The organism is Anaerovibrio sp. JC8 (assembly GCF_002100115.1).
Taxonomy (GTDB): Bacteria; Bacillota; Negativicutes; order Selenomonadales; family Selenomonadaceae; genus Anaerovibrio.
In genome coordinates this window covers 1-20,440 of the sequence record NZ_ANBM01000018.1, presented here as the reverse complement: position 1 = coordinate 20,440, position 20,440 = coordinate 1, and the positions used below count along the sequence as shown (strand labels likewise).

Here is a 20,440-nt window from a genome sequence, read left to right as displayed (position 1 = left end):
TCAAGCCTTGGCTGCTTTATAAGCAGAAGCTAAAGCTACACCATTGCCGGAATGCTCAAAGCAGAAATCATAGCCACTGAGGTTACGGCCTGCAACATATACGTTCTCAAGAACTACATTGCCGGACTCATTAACACCGCGGAGAGTTGCATCTACCCTTACGCCAGTCTTGGCGAAGGTCTGTTTCTTGTCGGAGAAGAGCTGCTTGTTAACCCAACGCTCCTCAACACAGTCGCACTCAACAGGGAGACCGAATACAACTTCCTTGGCCTCACCAAAGTCACGCATGGTGATACCGCCGCTGTAGAAACCACCGGTTGCAACGATAAACTTGTCAGCATTGTAAGTCTGGAGACGAACCTCGCCACCGGCCTTAACAGCTACAGCCTTGCTGCCCTCGATAACAGCTTCTTCAGCCTTGGAATTCTCAATAACAGTGATACCCTTCTTCTTCAATGCACTCAGGAGTACATCACGGAGACGGAGACCATTTACAGAAGGTGGCATAGCAGTAGTCTCAACTACTGGACAGCCCAACTCTGCAACGATTTTCTTATATACTACATTGCCCTTCAGACCGAGAATCTGAGGAACAAGGATTACCTTGCCGGAGCCTGCGTTGCCCTTAACCTGGGAAACGAAATCAGCATAACCAGCCTCAGTATCCATCCAAGCAGCAACGTCCTTGGTGGTCAGATCACGAGCACCCTGATAATGAGGATCTACAGTAACAACAGTGTACTTCTTGTCATTACCAAGCTCCTTTGCAAGGTTCTCAGCAACCATGTCTACATAGTAATCCTTCAGGCCCTTGATGCCTACGAGAACGATCTCGGAAGCGTCAAAGCACTTGGAGCCCTGCATGGACTCAGGAATCAGGCAGGATGGCTTCAAGGTACCAACACCAGTAACCAGCCACTGCTGCTCATTGAGGGAACCAACATAAGGGAAGCCCTCAGCTGCAACCACATCCTGGAAGAACTTTACGGACTCTTCCAGAGCCTGGGTGCCAATTTTTTTATATGGATGCTCATCAGCAACTGCGCTAACAGCCTGAGCAGGGTTAGCTACAGCCTTGCCGGAGTCATCATAGCCTAATACGTCGATAACGCCACTGTTAAGAGGGAAAGTACCCGCACCATAGGACAGCAGTGTTACCTTTTTGCCCTGGTCTGCGCTAACAAGAGCGGACATCAGGCCAGCAAAACCATTACCGATAACAACTACATCTGACTTGCTCATTAACGTCTACCCCCATTTACATTGAACAATACTTCATACATGCCTCTGGTCATTTCAGCCTCACGGAGAGTCTTACCTGCCATTACAGGAGTAATACCCTTCCATCTGGCCTGCAGGAAGTTCTTCATATCGCTGAGGGAATCGCTGCAGCCCTCAAGCTTGTTCTTGAACAGCTTGTTTGCAATTGCAGCACTGCGGATTGCGCAGTAGTTACCCTGGCAAGTACCCATGCCAAGACGGGTTCTTCTTCTAACATCTGCTACGCTATGGCTGGTAGGCTCCTGTGCAATGCGCATAACCTCGGCCATAGTAACGTTCTCGCACTCGCAGAGAACTTCACGGGTCTCAGGATGCTCCTTCAGGGTCTTAACAACCTCTGGGAACTTCTCAGTACCAAGACGGGTAGCAGCAAGGTTTACACCGTAGGATGGGAAGTACTGACGGGCAGCCTTCTTGTCAGCAGCGGAAACCTCTGGAACCAGATCCTCTTCTGCAGTGCGGCACTTAGCAGTATTGCCAAGCTTTGGAGCCAGAACATCACAGAACTTCTCAGCCATGAGACGGTAGGTGGTGAACTTACCACCGCAGATGGTCATCATGCCCTTCAGGCCGTCTTCCTTCTCGTGGTCGAGAGTAACGAAGCCACGGGATGCATTACGACCGCCGTCAGCTCCCTTAGGAACGTACAGAGGACGGGAGCCAGCGAATACACGGAGGATACGATAATCGCGCAGATGCTCGAATACGCCCTCACCGGTCTTCATGAGCTCTTCAACCTCATCCCAGGAAGTGGAAGTATCCTCAGGATCTGGAATAGTAATAGAAGAAGTACCAAGAATGGTAATGGAACCATGTGGTACGAAAATATCACCATTGGATGGCTTACGCAGACGGTTTACAACACGGTTGGAAATTCTCTGGTTGAATGCAATCAGAGTACCCTTGGAAGGACTTACGGAGCAGTCCAGACCAGCCATCTGTGCAACCTTGCCAGCCCATGGACCGGCAGCGTTTACCAAAATCTCGCACTCGATGTCATATTCTTCTTTGGTAACATTGTCGCGAACGGTAATGCTCTTTACAGCGCCGCTCTCAACATTAATATTTATCAGTTCAGTATAGGTCTTGTAACGGCCACCATAACGTGCAGCAGACTGAAGATTCTGCCAGGACATACGGAAACCATCGATGGCACCATCTGGAACCTCAAAAGCGCGAACCAACTTGCGGGAAAGGTTTGGCTCCAAACGAAGAGCCTCTTCCTTGCTCAACTCACGGGTCTTGATACCACTTTCAGCACAACCCTTTACCCAAGGATCTACGAAATCCGGATCATCACCCTCAACCTGTACGAACATACCGGTAGTAGCCTCTACACAAGACTTACCAATACGACGCAGGATGGTGTTTTCCTCGATACACTCTTTTGCTGCTTCCTGGTCTCTTACTGCATAGCGGGCACCACTGTGCAGAAGGCCATGATAGCGGGAGCTGGCACCATTAACCATATCAAGTTTCTCAATCAGCAGGGCATCAATGCCACGCATAGAGAGGTCACGCAGGATACCAACGCCTGTAGCTCCGCCGCCAACAACGACAACCGTAGCTTTGTCCTTTACCATAACAATCCCCCATTTTCATTAATACACATATACGATTCGAGCACCCTCGAACCATTGAATTTTTGTACAATTGCACATCGATTCAAGTGTAATAGTCACAAAATTTCAATTACCTCGTACAGTTTATACCATAGTCCTTGATGTTGTCAATAAAAAAAGGACATTATAAGATAGCAATTAATAATAGTTGTATCTTAATTTAAACATTTGTCAGACCAAAAATCCCTAAAAAATAATAATAATCGACAAGGCTACAGATAAATATTAGTTATGCTAAATCAAATTTAAATAAAATACATAAGATTATCCGGTTCTTTCTGCTTTTCTACATTATTTAATATATCTTCCAGGGTAATTGCCTCCAACGAGGATTTTATTGCATCATCAAGCTGTGAAAATACAACCTCCTGCATTGCCTTGTCCAAAAAAGGCTCCTTTTCACCCACGGTTGTATCTGTTTTTTCAATAAGGGAGGTTTCAATGGCTGTCAGTACATCATAAACAGTTATTTCACCAGGAGCATTATTTAAAATATATCCCCCCTGGGACCCCTTAATTGATATTACAAGTCCTGCTCTTTTTAATAAGGAAAAAACCTGCTCCAGATATATTTTTGATATTCCCAGATTTTCTGAAATATGCATCACTGTAGTTGCTGTTCCATTCTGATAGTTTGCCGCCAGATATGACATGGCCGCCAGTCCATAACGTCCCTTTGCTGAAATACGCATAATTAATTCCACATCCTTTCACTTTTCTTCATTAAATATATGCCTTTGCTTTTGCTGTGCAACCCTTTCATAAAATCTTTTCACAGAGGATATTTCATATTAATTATATATGTTTTTCATATTTTTTCAAATACCTATTGAATTAGTGGGTGAAAATAAGTATAATTCATAAATATAAAACATCCATATTTCCCCTATGGACACCAATGAGCAAATGAATTATTATATTTTGCCCGTGCTTTGCAATTACCGTGAAAATAGGTATAATATTTAAATGTATTCTACAATTTACAACTTTACACATGGATGAATTGTAAAGGATGACAGGAAGTGATATGGTGATTGATTTATCTCATATAGAGAAAACCTACGACAGCGCTGCCGGTCCGGTACATGCCTTAAAGGACATAAGCCTTCATATAGATAAAGGCGAAATTTATGGCATTATCGGCCTAAGCGGTGCCGGCAAGTCCACCCTTGTACGTTGCATTAACCTTTTGGAGCGTCCAACCAAGGGTACAGTTACAATAGAAGGAAAAGATATTACTGCCATGAGCGACGCTGAGCTTAGAGAAGCCAGAAAGGGCATTGGCATGATATTTCAGCACTTTAATCTGCTCTCTACCTCCACAGTATTCGATAACATTGCCTTCCCTTTGGAGCTTTCAAATACCCCAAAGGATGAAATAAAGAGCCGTGTTACCGAGCTTTTGGACCTGGTGGGTCTTTCCAACAAGGCAGACCAGTATCCGTCCCAGCTTTCCGGTGGTCAGAAGCAGCGTGTGGGCATTGCCAGGGCTCTGGCCAGCAACCCCCACATTCTCCTGTGTGACGAGGCCACCTCGGCCCTTGATCCACAGACCACAAAATCTATCCTTCAATTAATTAAGGATATAAACAGAAAGCTGAAGCTCACTGTGGTGGTCATTACCCATGAGATGCAGGTTATCAAGGAAATCTGTGACAAGGTTGCCGTAATCGACAGGGGTGTTATTGCGGAAAAGGGTGATGTTCTGGATGTATTCATCAATCCACAGGAGCCTATTACCAAGGAATTCATCAGCGTATTGCTCAGCAATGAGCTGCCGGTGGATTTCCGCAATATTGAAATTGCAGAAGAGCCATTTGAAGACAGCATTCTCCTTATGAGGCTTACCTTTATCGGTGAAACTGCAAATGACCCGATTATTTCTACTTTGGTAAAAAAATACGATGTCAGTGCAGACCTGTTCTTCGGAAGTCTTGATGATATAAAGGGTGCCCCTTTCGGCAGACTTATTATAGGTATGGATGGCAGCCAGCAGGATATTAAGGCCGCCATTGATTACCTGTATGAACAAAAAGTAAAGGTGGAGGTGATTGGCTATGTCAGCAGACATGCTTCCTCTCATCACTAAGGCTTTGGGAGAAACGGTGTACATGGTGGTTGTATCCATGATAATTTCTTCCCTGCTGGGCATTCCTCTGGGAGTAATCCTTCACACCACCTCCAAGGGGCAGATACTGGAGTGCTTACCTCTTAACCGGGTAATCGGCGCCATTGTAAATGCCATCCGCTCCATTCCGTTTATTATTTTAATGGTAGCTATTATTCCACTGACCCGCCTTATTGTGGGCAGTGCTATTGGAACCACTGCCGCCATGGTACCATTGGTACTGGCATCGGTTCCGTTTATCGGCCGTCAGGTGGAAACATCCCTTAGGGAGATTCCTTATGGTATTGTGGAAGCCGCCCAGGCCATGGGTGCTACTCCTCTGCAGATTATCCGCAAGGTTTTCCTGCCGGAGGCCATGCCAAATATTGTGGCTCAGCTCACTACAGTTATCATCAGCCTTATAGGTGAATCAGCCATGGCTGGAGCCATCGGCGGCGGCGGTCTGGGTGACCTGGCTATCCGCTATGGTTATCAGCGTTTCCGTCCGGATATTATGATTGCCACTGTAGTAGTCCTCATTATTATGGTTCAGATAGTACAGTTTGCCGGCAACAAGCTGGCCAAGCATCTGGACAAGCGTTAAACCGGGTGTAGCTCCTCAAAGGAGTAATATATACACTATTTTAAGGAGGTTTTCTAATGAAAAAGGTATTACTGATTTTATCCGCCCTTGTATTTGCTATCGTTGCCCTGGCAGGCTGCGGTGCAGGCAGCAAGCAGGCATCCAACGACAGCAAGACACTGAAGGTTGGTGCTACTTCCGTTCCACATGCTGAAATTCTTGAGCAGATTAAGGATGATCTGGCCAAGGACGGCATCAAGCTGGATATCGTTGAGTACAGTGATTATGTACAGCCAAACCTGAATCTGAATGACAAGGAGCTGGATGCAAACTACTTCCAGCACATTCCTTATCTTGAGGATTTTGTAAAGCAGCATCCTGAGGTTAAGCTGGTAAGTGCCGGCGGCATTCACATCGAGCCAATGGGTGTATACTCCAAGAAGGTAAAGAACCTTAAGGATCTGAAGGACGGTGCTACTGTTTCCATTCCTAATGACCCTACCAACGGTGGCCGTGCATTAGCTCTTCTGGCCAAGGCCGGTCTTATTACTCTGAAGGATGGCGTTGGCGTAACTGCAACCGTTCAGGACGTTACTGCCAATCCAAAGAACATCAAGTTCCAGGAGCTGGAGCCAGCACAGGTTCCTCGTACTCTTGACGATGTTGACGCTGCTGTAATCAACAGCAACTTTGCAATGCAGGTTCAGCTGAACCCAGTTAAGGACAACATCTTCATCGAGGATTCCACTTCTCCATATGTAAACATTGTTGCTGTTCGTACCGGTGACGAGAACCGCCCAGAGATTCAGGCCCTTATGAAGGCTTTGAAGTCTGAGAAGGTTAAGAAGTTCATCAACGAGAAGTACAATGGTGCTGTAGTTCCAGCATTCTAATAGAAAATGTAAGCGAGGCCGCCAGCTCAAGGGGCAATCCCCTAGGGCCAGCGGCCTTTATTTAGGATTGAGGTAACAATGAAGTCTTACTTAATGGTTATTACCGCCATGCTTATATGGGGTTCCAGCGGCGTATTCAGGCGCTATATCCCCGTTCCATCCGATTTTTTGGCCTTTCTTCGGGGCGTTCTGGGAGCCCTGTTCATGCTAAGCCTGATTATATATCAGAAAAGAGGCGGGATGAACCAGCTTCCGGCAAAAATTGTGGCTCTGCTGCTACTGGCGGGAGCCATGTATGGCTTTAACTGGATATTTTTCTTTGAGGCCATAAACTATACCACTGTGCCCATAGCCACCCTGTGCTATTATATGCAGCCTGCCCTGGTTATACTGCTGTCACCCTTGTTTCTGCCGGAAAAGCTGACCCGGGGGAAAATTGTGGTGCTGTGTCTTACCACCACCGGCATGGTATTGGTTTCCGGAATAACAGAAACGGAATCCATGGATATAAACCAGCTAAAGGGCGTAATCTTTGGCTTAAGTGCCGGACTGTTATATGCTCTTAATGCCATTATCAACAAACGGATCAGTCAAATAGATACCTATCATAAAACCTTCATTCAGCTGTCCGGAGCTGTCCTCATACTGATACCATACCTCAGCATCACCGATGGCTGGAGACCGCTGCCTACAGATTTCTATACCATTCTCGCCGTGCTGGTTCTCGGTATAGTTTATACCGGTATTGCCTTCGCCCTCTATTTTTCCAGCATGAAGAATTTATCCGCTCCTTCAGTGGCCCTTTGCGGTTATATTGACCCCATAAGTGCCCTGTTCCTCTCCGCCCTGATTTTAGGGGAATCCTTATCTGTCACCGGAATTCTGGGTGCAGTGCTGATAATCGGTACCGCTATAATCAGCGAGATAAAGAAAGTATAAAGGTATAAAGGATTTTGACATGGCTTTGTCGAATGTGCCCCCCATGAGAGTAATTTAAAAGGAGGGCAAATTTCATGTCAGTAAAATTCCGATTAGCAGGCATTTTCTTTTGTGCAGTAATGCTTATAACCGCCACTGTTTCAGCGGCTCCCATGAAGGTTGAGCATCAAATTGATATTTTGTGTCAGACCGCATGGGACGATAATGGTTGGTTTATTACACCGGACCAGGACAAGGAATGGAACAAGTGGCACTATGCAGTTACGGACCTTAACCATGATGGCAATCTGGAAATCTTGAAGGCCAAGGAAGGCGGATTTGAAGGTGCCCCGCAGTTAAAATGTGAGGAATTGGTGGAGAAAAAATGGACCCGCCACTGGGGAATCTATCTGGTGGGTGGAACGGATTATCCGGACATTTTCTCCCTGCCGGATAAGGCCGCCAAGCCTCAGCTCTATATAAATCCGGAGGAAAATCTGTATTTTTACATTTTTGAAGACCAGCGGATGCATGGAGAATACGATTCCACCATCAAAAAGTATGCTATTTCCATAAATCCGGACCTTATGATTGAGGAACTGGCCATAAGGACCTGGCAGCTTTCCGGCTATGACGGAACCGAAACCGTGCATTATTACACCCCTGGATGGCTGAAGATAGAGGCCGAAAGCAACGTGCCGGAGCCGCCTCCAACCGAAATCAGTGAAAAAGCATTTAATGACATTGCCAAGACCCGCCTGAATGCCGTTGACAGCGGCTATGCCAATATTGGCTGGATGGACACCACAAACCTGTGGGCCCTCCTCCAGCGGGCCAAGGTCTACAATATGCTATGGGATTCCTATAAGATTTTTACTGCCAACTAACAGCAAAATGGTATAAATATTGACACAAAAAAGGGACTGTGCGAAATCAGTCCCTTTTTTGCTTAACCATGGCCCGGTCATTCAATACTTCAAACCCAAACTTTTGATACAGTGTCTGGGCATCTCTTGTGATTAGTACACCTCGCAGACCCTTATATTCCGGCATTGATTCTATATATGACATTAGAGCCGTTCCCAAACCTTTACGACGATACTCTGTATCAATGACCACATCACATAAATAATAAGTTGTCGCATAATCACTGATAACTCTGGCAAAACCTACCAGTGGGACTATATTATCAAGATATAGTCCATAACAGTCAGAATTCTTCATTGATTTCTCAATTAATTCAACTGGACGCTTATCTGCCCAATAGGTCATTTTAAGAAGCCTAATGACATCCTCTATTTTTATATGTTCTGTGCCTTGAACTATTCTGTAATTCATATCAATGACACCCTTCCGAAGCGTTTGGTCATAAATCCTTTTTCATGGCTGTGGCCTTAAAACTCATATCGATGAGTACTTCCAGCATTTTCTTATTGGCCTTCCGCAAATCAAGGCTTATCCAGTGTTTCTTGCTCATGTGGTAGGCAGGATATATACCTTCCTCCCGAAGCAAGTCTTCCCTCATAGATAAAGGCGCCTTCATATTTAGTACCGTAATAACTTGGTCATCATCTATGCCCAGATAACTGGCGGAAATATCCATAAACAGACAAAACCATTTTTTGCTGACCCGATGGCGAAACACAAAAGCATCAGAGTCATCCCAGGGATAATCTTCCTCTACACCGTATGTACTTCGAATATATTCTATAGCCTGTTTCTTGGTCATAAAATCACTGCTTTCTTATTAATCCGGCATCAGTATGGCTCCCAGAGTGCCCAGGAACATAAAGAGAATAAAGCCGATTATCGCGAACATTATTCCGCCACCACCGGCGTCCTTTATTTCCTTGAGAGTATGGAACAACTCGCCAAGGGAAAGTGTTGGCTCACCGTCCACCTTCACCGGTTGGGTACTTCCATCAGGCATCATCCGTTTAAATATCGGAAAATTATAAACCCGTATACGGCCTACCGCCACCCATAGAATTATGGTTATCGGCACAGTGAGGGTCATCCATACAGCATTATATTTGTACTCCGCTATGCCTTCCCAGTCCAACATGAACGCCACAATAGCCGGCAAGCCGTTGAATATTAGCACTCCCAGCAGGGTCATTAATATTCTGCGTGGTGTATAAAAGGACACGGTCACTGGCTCCAGCTGGCCATTTATCGGTTCCATAAACATGGATTTCACAGTAGTATCAACTATGGGCTCTTTTCCCTGGTCCACCGTCAGCTTGGCCTGGAAGCGTTCCAAACGGGCAGAATCTGTTTTAAATATCTTCCTCCGCCACTCGTCCCCACGACCATCGCTAAAGGCCGCAAAGAAAATAATGCCAAACACCAAGGCCATGGAAAGGGCCACGGCTACATCCCAAATGGCAAAGACACCGCCCACCAGCAAAGTAAGCAGGGTTGGCTCCAATAGCCAAGATACATTATGGGTCAGTTTGATTTTGCTAACTGCCACCCGCCCTGTCTGACCATTAACTACAGCCAAAACCGGGCCTATGCTCAGTGTATACACCGGCAATAAAGCTGGCAGTCGCAACAGATTACCGGCCTGCATACTTAAGCTGATTCCAGTGGTCTGCAGAACCTTTTCCGCCTCTGGACGAAAGCTGTCTGCCACTTCATCCAGCACCCGCTGTTCCAGAACATAAGCCTCAACATCAGACAGCTTCACCTTATGTCCAGCCACAAAGGAAAACTCAAAAGGCCGGGCCGCTGTCCATTCAAAGGGCTCCATGGCATCCAATACCAAATTATCCAGCTGCTTGGAGGTGCTGACGGCAATACCGTTTAAAAAGCCGCCCATATGATATTTTCGGTCCGAAAAGGTTTCCAGACGTTCTACTGATGCTGTTACAGGACCACGGATAAGCTCATAGGGCAAGTAATAGCCTTGAAGCTGTTCTGCCCCTGCCAAAACAGCCTGGGCCTCTTTTTTACTGGAATTATCATGGGCCCATTTCAACAGCCGCTCTCTGGCTTCATCAACTGTCAATACAAAAGGTATAATTAGCTCGGGCAGTTCATCGGACTTTACAAAGGCCCGGCGGGAAAATTTGCCGCCGCAAAAATCGCATTTTCCCATAGCCTCTCCCTTTGGGATAATGACCTGGGCAGCACAATTTAGACAGCTATGCACTTCCTCAGCGGCTTTTTCATCCCGCAAAACATTTTTCCTGCGGGCATCCCGCCAATGCTGCAGCTGCACAAGAGGTTCCTTTACCCCTGTGACACCGCCACAATACTGACACAAATATTGCTGCTTTACTATGTCATAATTGGCCGGTGCACCACAGCTGCTGCAATACACCGCCAAGGGATGATTATTTGCCATACCGGAAGACGCCCCCTTTTATTCCTTTTCCACCTTATACGCTGCCGCATACATAGTAGGAAGCACCAGCAGGGTCAATACTGTTGCCACCAAAAGACCGCTGGCAATAGCCACTGCCATTGGCCCCCAGAAGTTGCTGACCATCAATGGTATCATGCCCAAAATAGCTGCAGCTGCTGTGAGCATAATCGGTCTAAACCGCATTACTGCTGAATCCATAATGGCATCCCACGGGGTTTCCCCTTCTTCTATATGCTTTTGTATCTGGTCAATTAGAATTACCGAGTTTCGTATAATCATGCCACTCAGGGCCAAAACACCCAAAATAGCCACAAAGCCCATGGCCTGATTAAACAGCAGCATACCCGCCGTCACACCAATGATTCCCAATGGTGCCGTAAGCACGGTCAGTATCATCTGCTTGATATTATTAAGCTGGAACATGAGCAGGGTCATGATGCAGAATATCATAAACGGAATAGGCTTTACCAGATGAGCCATGGACTGCTGACTGTTTTTCAGGGATCCGGCCGGCTTGATTCTATAGCCTGACGGCAGATTATCAGAAATATCCTGTACTGATTTCAGCGCTTTTTCCGTGGCATCATTGGCAGTACCAGACAGAATATTACCCTGTACTGTTACACATGGGCCTAAGTTTTCCCGGCCAATAACCCCATTTTCCGTCCTGAGGGAAATATCCGCCAGCTGCTCCAATGGAACATAGCCACGGCCTGTAAAAATAGGCAAATCCTTCACCTTTGACAGATCAGTGCGGTCAATTTCTGCCATGTGCAGCACTATATCTACAGTGCGGTCACCATGATAGAACTGGGCTGCCGTGGCCCCGGTAAGCTCAGTGTATACCATCTTTGACACGTTCTGAGCGGTAAGCCCCATGGCGTTGAGCTTGCTCTGGTCGTATTCCAGATGCAGGACCTTGCTCTTCTCATGCCAATTCAAATGCACTTCTGTGGTATTTTTATCCTGGGCTATGCGGTCCGCAACCTGCTCACCGATTTCACGCACCTTTTCCTTGTCAGTACCATATACCTTCAGCATAATAGGATAATCCGCCGGAGGCCCGGTCTGAATGAATTTTATATCGTGACGGACCTCAGGGAACTGATTTTCCAGCTCCTCCCTGATTTTACGGGTCAATTCATCACGCTTACCCGCCTCCTTGGACACCACTACAAACTGGGAATAGTTATTTGATGGTGTTTCCGGGGTTAAGGTCAGCACAAAGCGCGGTGCACCCTGCCCTACATAATAGCTGTAATTTTCAATTTCATCAGCGTGCTGGTCCAGGAACTGGGCAAATCTTTTGGACACATCCTCTGTGTTCTTTAAGGAGGCACCATCATTCAGACGCATGGAAATTATAATTTCCGGTCTGGTGGACGGTGGGAAGAATTCCTCCTTCACCAGCTGCATTCCCAATACCGACAGGGCAAAGATACCTGCTGTAGCCGTCAGCACCAGCTTCCGATGGGTCAAAAACCAGGTCAAAACCTTGCGGAATATATTATAAAACCGGCTCTGATACTGAACCGTCTCGCCATCCTCGTTGCGTTTCACATCCACCTTTATAAGGTGGTAGCCGTATAATGGTGCCACCATAACCGACACTATCCAGGATATGAGCAGTGCCATGGTAATAACCGGGAATAAGGTGCCTGTGAACTCCGCAGCCATGCCGGCGGAAAAGGCCACTGGAATAAAGCCCGCACAGGTAATGAGAGTACCGGTCAGCATAGGCTTGGCCGTAGCCTTAAAGGCATAGCAGGCCGCCTCAAAGCGGTCCAGACCGGCCTCCAGCTTTACACTCATCATTTCCACGGCAATAATGGCATCATCTACCAGCAGACCCAGGGCAATAATCAGGGAACCCAGGGATACCTTCTGAAGGTCAATGCCCAGCATATACATACCGCAGAATACTGCTGCCAGTACCAACGGAATACAAAGGGCTACCACCATGCCGGTTCTGACTCCCAGACTAAGGAAGCTTACGGCCAATACTATAATAATGGCCTCCCGCAGGGTGCTGATAAATTCATCGATGGATTCCTCCACCACCTTTGGCTGATTGGAAACCTGATGGATTTCCAGTCCGGCAGGCAGCTCCGCATTTACAGACTTCATCAGCTGGCTTAATTCCTCACCCAGGGTAATGATATTCTTGCCAGGCTCCATGGATACGGCAATACCCACTGCCGGCTCGCCATTATAAAACATCTTGGGATCAGATGGCTCTGCATAGCGCATTTCCACCTTGGCAATGTCCCCCAGCCGCACTACCCGGCCTCCGGCATTAATTGGGGCATTTTTTATATCATCAATATTTTCAAAATTCCCCGTATAACGTAAATACACATTATCAGTGCTGGTATCTATCATGCCGGATGGGGTCATCTGATTCTGCCCCTTCAAGGCATCAGACAGAGCTGTTGGACTGATTCCCAGCTCAGCCAGCTTGGCATTTTCGATTTCAACGTAAACCTTCTGAGTCTGAACACCAACCAGTTCAACCTTCTGAACATTGTCATTGACCTCCGCCATAATAATGCGGCGAATCTGCTCAGCCTCCTGGCGCATTTCCTCGTATGTATAGCCATCACCGGTTACAGCATACAATGATCCATAAACATCATCGAAGCGGTCATTGAAATAGGGCCCATAAACACCCTCGGGCAAGTCCTTTTCAATATCATGACAGAAATTTCGTACATCACGCCATGTGCTTCTGACATCACCGTCATAATCGTCCTTTAAGTTGACATAAATGACGGTGCTGCCTGCCCTGGTGGTACTCCGTACATAATCAATACCCGGCAGATCATTTATCTTGGATTCCAGCTTGTCGGTGACCTGCTGCTCCATCTGCTCCGCCGAAGCCCCCGGCCAGGCGGCAGTTACTATCATTTCCCTGATGGTAAAATTCGGGTCCTCCATGCGGCCTAATTTTATATAGGAAAAGATTCCCCCAACCACGACCACGATAATGAAATACCACACCAGTGCCCGGTTTTTCAGGGATACTTCTGTGAGATTCATCATATTACTGGTCCTCCATCAGCCTAACCTGTTGGCCCTGGCGCAGCTTATGTACACCGGCGATTACCACAATATCACCGACATTAAGGCCCATTACACGCACGGAGTTATCGCCAATTTTTTCAAATTTAATGTCCTTGAGACTGACTGTGTCCGTGCTCTTATCTACCACCCAAACCTGGGAGGTATCGTTAATCTGATAAATGGCAGACAGTGGCAGTACCAAACCGTCATTGTGGCTGCCGGCGGATTCCTGACATTTTACACTGGCAGTCATGCCCAGCTGCATTCCACTTGGCGGATTTGGTATGGAAATCCGAACCCTGTAGGTACGGGAAACAGGATCAGCCATAGGAGAAATTTCTCTGACAGTACCGCTGACATTTACACCCTTCAGTGCCCAGAAGGAAACCTGAACACTCTTTCCCAGCTGTGCATCCTCAAGGCGATTCTCCGGAACATTGATTTCCACCTCCAGCTCATTGGACTGGACAAGGGTCAGCACTGTCTGACCAGCGCCAACCACCTGGCCCGCCTCAGCTGTTATGGAAGAGATGACTCCGGAAGCAGGGGCCACCAATGCAGTATAGCCCAAAGCATTGTGCCCGGTCTCAGCACCGGCCACCGCCTGATTATATTGGGCCAGAGCCGAATTGTAGGCGGTCTGATACTGATCCAGCACCATGGCAGGAATAGCCTCCTGAGCATAGAGCTGCTGGTAACGGCTGAGATTTGACTGGGCCAAATCCAGCTGTGCCTTGGCAGCTGCCACCTGGGCATCCCCCTGATTGGACTGTTGTACCACATCACGAGGGTCTATGGACATGAGAATATCTCCGGAATTAACACGGTCTCCCACCTGAACATTGCGGTTCATAATACGGCCCCCCACCTGGAAGGACATATTGGTTTCATAGCGGCCACGCACCGTTCCCGTATAGGTGCCCTCCACATTTAAATCCTTTTGTCCCACCTGCTGGGTCTTGACCAGCTGTGGCTTCTGTTCATCCTCCTTGTCCTTGCCGCAGCCGGACATAAGAGAAATAACGGTCATTATTGCCAGCAAAACAGCTACGAGCTTTTTCACTTTGCACCACTTCCTTTTTTGCCAAATACGCTTTCATAGTCAGCTGCTCCCAATCTTGCAGCCAATACATCCAGGCCTTTTACCATGAATGCAGCATCAGCCTCTGAAAAGCCCTCCGCCACATAGTCCATGATTTTTTTGACAATATCCCTGATAGTCGATTCCAGCTCCTTCCCTTTTTCGGTAAGGAACAGCCGCTTCATTCGACGGTCCACCTCATCCTGCTTTCGATACAGCAATTCCTTTTTTTCCAGAATCTTGATGACCCTGGTTACGGCCGCCTTATCTACATGGAGGAAATTAGTCATATCATCCTGACTGCAGCCCTCCTTATCATACAGCACCAGCAGAAGTGAAAATTCTGCATAGGTAAGTCCCAGATCCATACTTGCTTCCACCACCAGGGACTGCACCCTACGCCTGATAATACCAAAATTAATTGATGTGTTGTGATAGTCCATCAACATACCTCCAAAAAAACACACAGAAAGAAGTTGATTAATTCAACATTTATGCCTTCATTCTAGCAAACTTGGTATTTATATTCAATAAGAAGTAGATTAAATCCTACTTATATCCTGCAAAATCGATTGCTTCCAAATTTATTCACATATATTTTTAGACACGAAAAAAGCTGTAAAAACGATAGGCGTTCGTTTTTACAGCCTTTTTCTTCCATTCATTTATATAATGAAAGTGGGTAAATAAAAGAGAGGGGTTTATACGCGACACAGGGGAATGTCGCTTATAAGGGGTATATCAAAGTTCAAGCAGGAGAAAAAGGATTTCATCTGGGGGATGTATCCTTGGCTTTCCCTTTGATGTGTTTATTATATGATTATCTCATGAGTATGTCAAGGGACTTTTTGGATTTTTTTTGATTTTTTTAAAAAATTTTTGGAACAACTCCCAAAATGTGCATGAATCACTTACACATAATATGCCATAACATCCCCAAATAAGCCCTCTCACAGCAGCATGGCAACTGCATAAACCCCTTTATTTATCACAATCTAAGCCTCATTGGTAATATGTTGTACTCATATAACTGTAGGATGAATTCACTGTTATATCTCTTTTCCTGCAAATAAAAAAAGTGGCACCTTTTTGAGTATGTTTGCAAAAAAGTACCACTTATTAACAAGCAATATGGTATTAATACACAGTTTTATGACCTTTTTCCCCTATTTATCCACATATATGAACAGTTATCAACACCAAAAATGTGGATAACTATGGAGAATACTACATATAACAGGCAATTAATATTGGAATAGTCCTCTGATGACATTGCACAGAGCTGTCTGATCTGCCGCCCCCATGGTTTCCCGGGCAGAATGCATGGCCAAAATTGGCACCCCAATATCAACGGTCCGCACCGGAACCAGAGCAGAAGCAATGGAGCCCAGAGTAGCACCACCAGGCATATCGGAGCGGTTCACATACTGCTGACAAGGGATATCCCTCTCCTGGCACAGCCCCTTGACCATGGCCACCGCCTCTGCATCACAGGCGTAACTCTGGGAGGCAGCCTGCTTGATGACAAAGCCCTTGTTCAGCATAGGCCGGTTGGTAGGGTCCGTCTTGTCAGGGTAGTTTGGATGAAGGCCATGGGCCACATCAACTGACAGCATAAAGCCACCATTAATGCCCTGCCACATCTGCTCCCTTGTATAGCCCATGGAAGTATAAATCCGCTCAATAAGCTGCATAAGATTGGCAGATGCCGCCCCCTGCTTGGTGCGACTGCCGATCTCCTCATTATCAAAGAGGGCAATGATATTTAAGCCATCAGTCCCGCTTTCAATTATACCCTGCAGGCATGCCACCACTGAGGTAATATTATCCAGCCTTGGAGAAGAAACCAGCTCCCCGGCGATTCCCAGCTGACAGCCAGGCTCATAAGGATAAATATTAAGCTCGTAGGAGAGAATATCCTCCTTGGCAACCCCTGCCTCCGCAGACAGCAGATCAAGCAGGAAGCTCTTGGTATCCTCCTTGCCAAATACCGCGGCCAAAGGCAGCATATCCTTTTGCTTATTGAAAGCCTTGCCCTCGTTTATCTTCTTGTCCATGTGAATGGCCAAGGAAGGAATGGTCACCAGGGGACGGGCAAAATCCAGCAGCATAGTTTCAGGCGTCAGGGCATCCTTTCCCCTGGCCACCACCTTGCCCGCAATGGACAGAGGACGGTCCAGCCATGAGTAAAGAATAGCCCCGCCATAGCCCTCCGTATTTAACAGGCCATAACCGTCCTTGATAATCCCCGCCTCCGGCTTAATGCGAAAGCCCGGAAAATCCGTATGGGCTGCCGCCAAACGCAGGCTGTTTTTCTCGGTAAGCTGCCCCTTGCCAACAGTAAAGGCAAAGATAGAGGAACCATATATTTTTGTAAAATAGCGTCCTTCCTGCTGAAGCTGCCAGCCATCAGTCCAATCCAGCTCCTGAAAGCCCGCCTCCAGCAGCATATCCGCCGCCGTCTGAACTGTGTGCCATGGAGATGGAGATTTCTTAATAAACTCCAACAAATCTATGATATCGCCGTACATCCTGGTCCCTCCATTTTAAAATATAAATTCCTATTAATTATTCTTCTTATGAGCCGGCATAATATACCATTCACAGGCCACCACTGCCAAAGTGAAGCCAATGAGCATCATTACCGCCATGGGAATGCCGCTGTCAGTACCAAAAATACCTACTACAGGCATCATTACTGCTCCCAGCACCATGGATGAGCAGCCCAGCAACGCCGAAGCACTGCCCGCGTTGCGCCCCTGAGAGGACAGACCCAGTGAAAAGCTGGCGGCACCTACAATGGACAACGGTGCAATCCCCAATACCAGCAATGCTATCACCACCGGCAGGGAAGCACCCATAGCAAAGACACCTATAAGAACCGCCGCCATAACAGCCTGCATGTACAGGGAACACCGCAGCATGGTTTCATCCTTCACCCGGCCGGACAGCTTGGCCGGCATACCGCCGGATACCATGAGTGAAATTCCGATACCGCCAAAAATATAGCTGTAGACCTGGGGAGAAACATCATATATCCCCTGAAAAACAAAGGATGAACAGCCAATATAGGTGAAAAAGGCAGCAAATTCAAACATCTGCACCAGACAATGCCCCATAAAATACTTATTGCGCATTAATATAGGAAAGGTCAATATGGTGCGGTTCAGATTCTTAAGCCGCCGTTCCACAGGCAGACTTTCCTTAAATAATATGGTGGCACCGGCCATAACCAGACCAATAAGCCCCAGCACACCAAATACGTACCGCCAGGTGCCGAAGGCCAGAATCTGGCCACCAAGTACCGGGGCTAAAATCGGTGCCAGACCATTTACCATCATTAAAATAGAAAAGAATCTGGTGAGCTCCGGCCCCTTGCAAAGGTCTCTGGCAATGGCCCGGGATATTACAATTCCACAGGCGCCGGCAAAGCCCTGCACAAAGCGGGCCGCCAAAAACAGCCGAATATCCGTGGCCACGGCACAGGTTGCGGACATGGCCATAAACACCACCATACCCACAAAAAGTGGCATTTTCCGCCCCCGCATATCGCTTATTGGTCCGGCGAAAATCTGGCCGATGGCCATACCCAGCATGGTCATGGTCAAAGTCATCTGGGCCACTGAAGTGCTTATACCATAATCAGACTGCATTACCGGCAGGGCCGGCAAATACATATCTGTAGCCAAAGGTGCCATGGCGGACATAATCCCCAAAAAGATTACCAGCCATACACTGCTTTTCGTTTTACTCATTAAGTTACCTCCAATGTACTAAAGAAAAGGAAGCCAATCTCCGATTAGCTTCCCCCAGAATAATCAACGTATTTAAACGTACTTTTGATGGCAACTATTATATAACAAATATTTTTTTCATGTAAGTAAAACTTTTAAAAATTAAGCCACCTTAATTATCTGATGTAATATACAAAATCCCGCTTGCGGGGAGCTGCCGGCTGGGGTTCAGTGGCAGCATAGCCGATGGCACAGTGGCCAATGCCTTCATATTCGCCGGTAATTCCCAGACGCTTCAGGATTTTCTTGCCAATATCCGACTCAAACTCCTCCTTGGCACGATGTATCCAGATACTGCCCAGCCCCAGGCTTTCCGCCGCATTGAGCATATTGCCCAAAACCAGGGAACCATCATATACATGGGTACGGATACTCTTATCCGCCAGAACAATTAGGATAACCGGTGCCCCATAAAATGGGTCAAAGCCCGGCTCCCAGCCGCCAATTTTCCTGTTCTCCTCCATGAGCTCATCCCGCAGCTCCTTGTTGGTAACTGCAATAATCATGGCCGACTGCTTATTGTTGCCGGAAGGTGCATAGGTGCCCGCCTTGATGATAGCATCAATATCCTCCTGCTTCACCGGATCACCTTTAAAATTTCGGCAGGACCGTCTTTCTTCCATGACACGCAAGGTTTCATTCATAATATAGCCCCCTATATACAACTATTCCACTTTAGTGACGCTCTTACTCTACTTCTGTGTTAATTCTACAATACCACCTGATTTACCTTTAATTTTTCTTGTATATAATTTGCCCGAAGATTCTCACAATTGTGAGAATGATATACTATTGGTATTTTTCTATAATATATCTTGTAATAACTTGTACATTACGGTATAATTATGGTAAACATACTCATAATATTATCAACTCTTAATAATAATGAGTATCCGATGAGTTTATTTTTCATAAGAATACAGGTGAATGAATGAAAATCAATCGTCTCCGTAAAATCCAGGAACTGCTGGAAGAGAAAAAGAGTATTTCTATTAACGACCTCTGCACTACCTTTGATGTATCAAAGAACACCATCCGTCGTGATATTGCTGAGCTGGAAAAGCGCGGCACTATCAGCAAGGTGTACGGTGGTATCGTACTTCAGGAGCAGGAAGCTCCAAAAGCTGCAGCTCCTGTTGTTCCCGAAGACAACACTGACAAAATCCACAAGCAGAATATTGCCCGTATGGCAGCCAGCCTGGTACAGGATGACGATGTTATCTATATTGACTCCGGTACCACCACCATGCACATGATGCCTTACCTTGAGGATAAGCACAATATCACCATTGTGACTGCCAGCATCAATGTCATCAACATTGCGGCAACCTCCCCAAAATTCAACATCATTGCCACCGGCGGCACCATTTACGCCCCTACCAAGGCCTTTGTTGGCCCAAGCGTACTTAACTGCCTGAAGCAGTACAATATTTCCAAGATTTTCATTTCCAGTACCGGTATTTCCATTGAGAACGGCCTGACTACCGCTTCTCCATTGGAATGCGATATCAAGCGTTATCTGGTGGACAAGCAGGGCAAGAAAATCCTCATGGTGGACAGCACCAAGATTGATGCTTCCTCCCTTATTTCCTTCTGCAATCTGGACGAAATTGATTGCATCGTAGTGGATAAGGAGCTGCCGGCCCGTTACAAGGAATTCTTCGCCGAGCACAACGTAGAAGTTATTGTCTGCGAAAACTGATATATAAAAAGCAAAATGACCTA

Annotated in this window: 18 protein-coding genes; 6 read left to right on the top strand and 12 right to left on the bottom strand. The window is 46.7% G+C overall.

From position 1 onward, the window contains the following. From glpB to D081_RS12140, 3 genes are all read right to left on the bottom strand, one after another. Positions 1 to 1,242 carry an anaerobic glycerol-3-phosphate dehydrogenase subunit GlpB gene (glpB, locus tag D081_RS12150; RefSeq protein ID WP_085024429.1) on the bottom strand — a complete coding sequence of 414 codons (1,242 nt, stop codon included), beginning with the start codon at positions 1,240 to 1,242 and terminating at the stop codon, positions 1 to 3. Then, positions 1,242 to 2,864, bottom strand: coding sequence for an anaerobic glycerol-3-phosphate dehydrogenase subunit GlpA (gene glpA / locus D081_RS12145; RefSeq protein ID WP_085024428.1), 1,623 nt, complete (start codon positions 2,862 to 2,864; stop codon positions 1,242 to 1,244). The genes glpB and glpA overlap by 1 nt, the downstream gene beginning before the upstream one ends. A gap of 284 nt (positions 2,865 to 3,148) precedes the next feature. Beyond that, positions 3,149 to 3,595: an Rrf2 family transcriptional regulator gene (locus D081_RS12140; RefSeq protein ID WP_085024427.1), complete on the bottom strand. Its 447-nt coding sequence runs from the start codon at positions 3,593 to 3,595 to the stop codon at positions 3,149 to 3,151. A 338-nt stretch (positions 3,596 to 3,933) separates the two neighbouring features. Here D081_RS12140 and D081_RS12135 point away from each other — a divergent pair, with 338 nt between their 5' ends. The 5 genes from D081_RS12135 (at position 3,934) to D081_RS12115 (ending at position 8,291) form a co-directional block, all read left to right on the top strand. Further along, complete coding sequence (locus D081_RS12135; protein WP_085024438.1) at positions 3,934 to 4,992, top strand: methionine ABC transporter ATP-binding protein; 1,059 nt, start codon at positions 3,934 to 3,936, stop codon at positions 4,990 to 4,992. Then, entirely contained in the window at positions 4,961 to 5,614 is a 654-nt protein-coding gene (locus tag D081_RS12130) for a methionine ABC transporter permease (RefSeq protein ID WP_085024426.1), read from the top strand. Before D081_RS12135 ends, D081_RS12130 begins: the two co-directional genes overlap by 32 nt. A gap of 56 nt (positions 5,615 to 5,670) precedes the next feature. Then, positions 5,671 to 6,486, top strand: coding sequence for a MetQ/NlpA family ABC transporter substrate-binding protein (locus D081_RS12125; protein ID WP_085024425.1), 816 nt, complete (start codon positions 5,671 to 5,673; stop codon positions 6,484 to 6,486). A gap of 78 nt (positions 6,487 to 6,564) precedes the next feature. Then, positions 6,565 to 7,425: a DMT family transporter gene (locus tag D081_RS12120; RefSeq protein WP_085024424.1), complete on the top strand. Its 861-nt coding sequence runs from the start codon at positions 6,565 to 6,567 to the stop codon at positions 7,423 to 7,425. Between the two features lie 74 nt (positions 7,426 to 7,499). Beyond that, positions 7,500 to 8,291 carry a hypothetical protein gene (locus D081_RS12115; protein WP_085024423.1) on the top strand — a complete coding sequence of 264 codons (792 nt, stop codon included), beginning with the start codon at positions 7,500 to 7,502 and terminating at the stop codon, positions 8,289 to 8,291. Between the two features lie 46 nt (positions 8,292 to 8,337). Here D081_RS12115 and D081_RS12110 read toward each other — a convergent pair whose 3' ends face one another. From D081_RS12110 to D081_RS12070, 9 genes are all read right to left on the bottom strand, one after another. Continuing rightward, positions 8,338 to 8,742 (bottom strand): GNAT family N-acetyltransferase, encoded by a 405-nt coding sequence (locus D081_RS12110; protein WP_085024422.1) that lies wholly within the window; start codon positions 8,740 to 8,742, stop codon positions 8,338 to 8,340. A gap of 28 nt (positions 8,743 to 8,770) precedes the next feature. Then, positions 8,771 to 9,133: an MmcQ/YjbR family DNA-binding protein gene (locus D081_RS12105; protein WP_085024421.1), complete on the bottom strand. Its 363-nt coding sequence runs from the start codon at positions 9,131 to 9,133 to the stop codon at positions 8,771 to 8,773. Between the two features lie 18 nt (positions 9,134 to 9,151). Continuing rightward, a complete protein-coding gene (locus tag D081_RS12100) occupies positions 9,152 to 10,756 on the bottom strand; it encodes a hypothetical protein (RefSeq protein WP_085024420.1) in 1,605 nt (534 codons plus the stop codon). Between the two features lie 18 nt (positions 10,757 to 10,774). Next, the gene (locus D081_RS12095; protein WP_085024419.1) at positions 10,775 to 13,819 is read right to left on the bottom strand and encodes an efflux RND transporter permease subunit; all 3,045 of its coding nucleotides are present in this window, start codon (positions 13,817 to 13,819) and stop codon (positions 10,775 to 10,777) included. A 1-nt stretch (position 13,820) separates the two neighbouring features. After that, on the bottom strand, positions 13,821 to 14,903 hold the full coding sequence (locus tag D081_RS12090) for an efflux RND transporter periplasmic adaptor subunit (RefSeq protein ID WP_233127495.1): 1,083 nt from the start codon (positions 14,901 to 14,903) through the stop codon (positions 13,821 to 13,823). Further along, a complete protein-coding gene (locus D081_RS12085; protein WP_158087672.1) occupies positions 14,900 to 15,364 on the bottom strand; it encodes a MarR family transcriptional regulator in 465 nt (154 codons plus the stop codon). The genes D081_RS12090 and D081_RS12085 overlap by 4 nt, the downstream gene beginning before the upstream one ends. A gap of 801 nt (positions 15,365 to 16,165) precedes the next feature. Next, on the bottom strand, positions 16,166 to 17,452 hold the full coding sequence (locus D081_RS12080; protein WP_085024417.1) for a M18 family aminopeptidase: 1,287 nt from the start codon (positions 17,450 to 17,452) through the stop codon (positions 16,166 to 16,168). A 33-nt stretch (positions 17,453 to 17,485) separates the two neighbouring features. Next, a complete protein-coding gene (locus tag D081_RS12075) occupies positions 17,486 to 18,676 on the bottom strand; it encodes a multidrug effflux MFS transporter (protein ID WP_085024416.1) in 1,191 nt (396 codons plus the stop codon). 155 nt (positions 18,677 to 18,831) lie between these two features. Beyond that, a complete protein-coding gene (locus D081_RS12070) occupies positions 18,832 to 19,359 on the bottom strand; it encodes a nitroreductase (RefSeq protein ID WP_085024415.1) in 528 nt (175 codons plus the stop codon). Positions 19,360 to 19,646: 287 nt separating this feature from the next. Here D081_RS12070 and D081_RS12065 point away from each other — a divergent pair, with 287 nt between their 5' ends. Beyond that, the gene (locus D081_RS12065) at positions 19,647 to 20,417 is read left to right on the top strand and encodes a DeoR/GlpR family DNA-binding transcription regulator (RefSeq protein WP_085024414.1); all 771 of its coding nucleotides are present in this window, start codon (positions 19,647 to 19,649) and stop codon (positions 20,415 to 20,417) included. The last annotated feature ends 23 nt before the right edge of the window (positions 20,418 to 20,440 follow it).

What these genes read in the sequence shown, in the direction of transcription:
- glpB (WP_085024429.1), bottom strand. Translation starts at nt 1,242, where the DNA reads ATGAGCAAGTCAGATGTAGTTGTTATCGGTAATGGTTTTGCTGGCCTG.
- glpA (WP_085024428.1), bottom strand. Translation starts at nt 2,864, where the DNA reads ATGGTAAAGGACAAAGCTACGGTTGTCGTTGTTGGCGGCGGAGCTACA.
- D081_RS12140 (WP_085024427.1), bottom strand. Translation starts at nt 3,595, where the DNA reads ATGCGTATTTCAGCAAAGGGACGTTATGGACTGGCGGCCATGTCATAT.
- D081_RS12130 (WP_085024426.1), top strand. Translation starts at nt 4,961, where the DNA reads ATGTCAGCAGACATGCTTCCTCTCATCACTAAGGCTTTGGGAGAAACG.
- D081_RS12125 (WP_085024425.1), top strand. Translation starts at nt 5,671, where the DNA reads ATGAAAAAGGTATTACTGATTTTATCCGCCCTTGTATTTGCTATCGTT.
- D081_RS12120 (WP_085024424.1), top strand. Translation starts at nt 6,565, where the DNA reads ATGAAGTCTTACTTAATGGTTATTACCGCCATGCTTATATGGGGTTCC.
- D081_RS12115 (WP_085024423.1), top strand. Translation starts at nt 7,500, where the DNA reads ATGTCAGTAAAATTCCGATTAGCAGGCATTTTCTTTTGTGCAGTAATG.
- D081_RS12110 (WP_085024422.1), bottom strand. Translation starts at nt 8,742, where the DNA reads ATGAATTACAGAATAGTTCAAGGCACAGAACATATAAAAATAGAGGAT.
- D081_RS12105 (WP_085024421.1), bottom strand. Translation starts at nt 9,133, where the DNA reads ATGACCAAGAAACAGGCTATAGAATATATTCGAAGTACATACGGTGTA.
- D081_RS12100 (WP_085024420.1), bottom strand. Translation starts at nt 10,756, where the DNA reads ATGGCAAATAATCATCCCTTGGCGGTGTATTGCAGCAGCTGTGGTGCA.
- D081_RS12095 (WP_085024419.1), bottom strand. Translation starts at nt 13,819, where the DNA reads ATGATGAATCTCACAGAAGTATCCCTGAAAAACCGGGCACTGGTGTGG.
- D081_RS12085 (WP_158087672.1), bottom strand. Translation starts at nt 15,364, where the DNA reads ATGGACTATCACAACACATCAATTAATTTTGGTATTATCAGGCGTAGG.
- D081_RS12080 (WP_085024417.1), bottom strand. Translation starts at nt 17,452, where the DNA reads ATGTACGGCGATATCATAGATTTGTTGGAGTTTATTAAGAAATCTCCA.
- D081_RS12075 (WP_085024416.1), bottom strand. Translation starts at nt 18,676, where the DNA reads ATGAGTAAAACGAAAAGCAGTGTATGGCTGGTAATCTTTTTGGGGATT.
- D081_RS12070 (WP_085024415.1), bottom strand. Translation starts at nt 19,359, where the DNA reads ATGAATGAAACCTTGCGTGTCATGGAAGAAAGACGGTCCTGCCGAAAT.
- D081_RS12065 (WP_085024414.1), top strand. Translation starts at nt 19,647, where the DNA reads ATGAAAATCAATCGTCTCCGTAAAATCCAGGAACTGCTGGAAGAGAAA.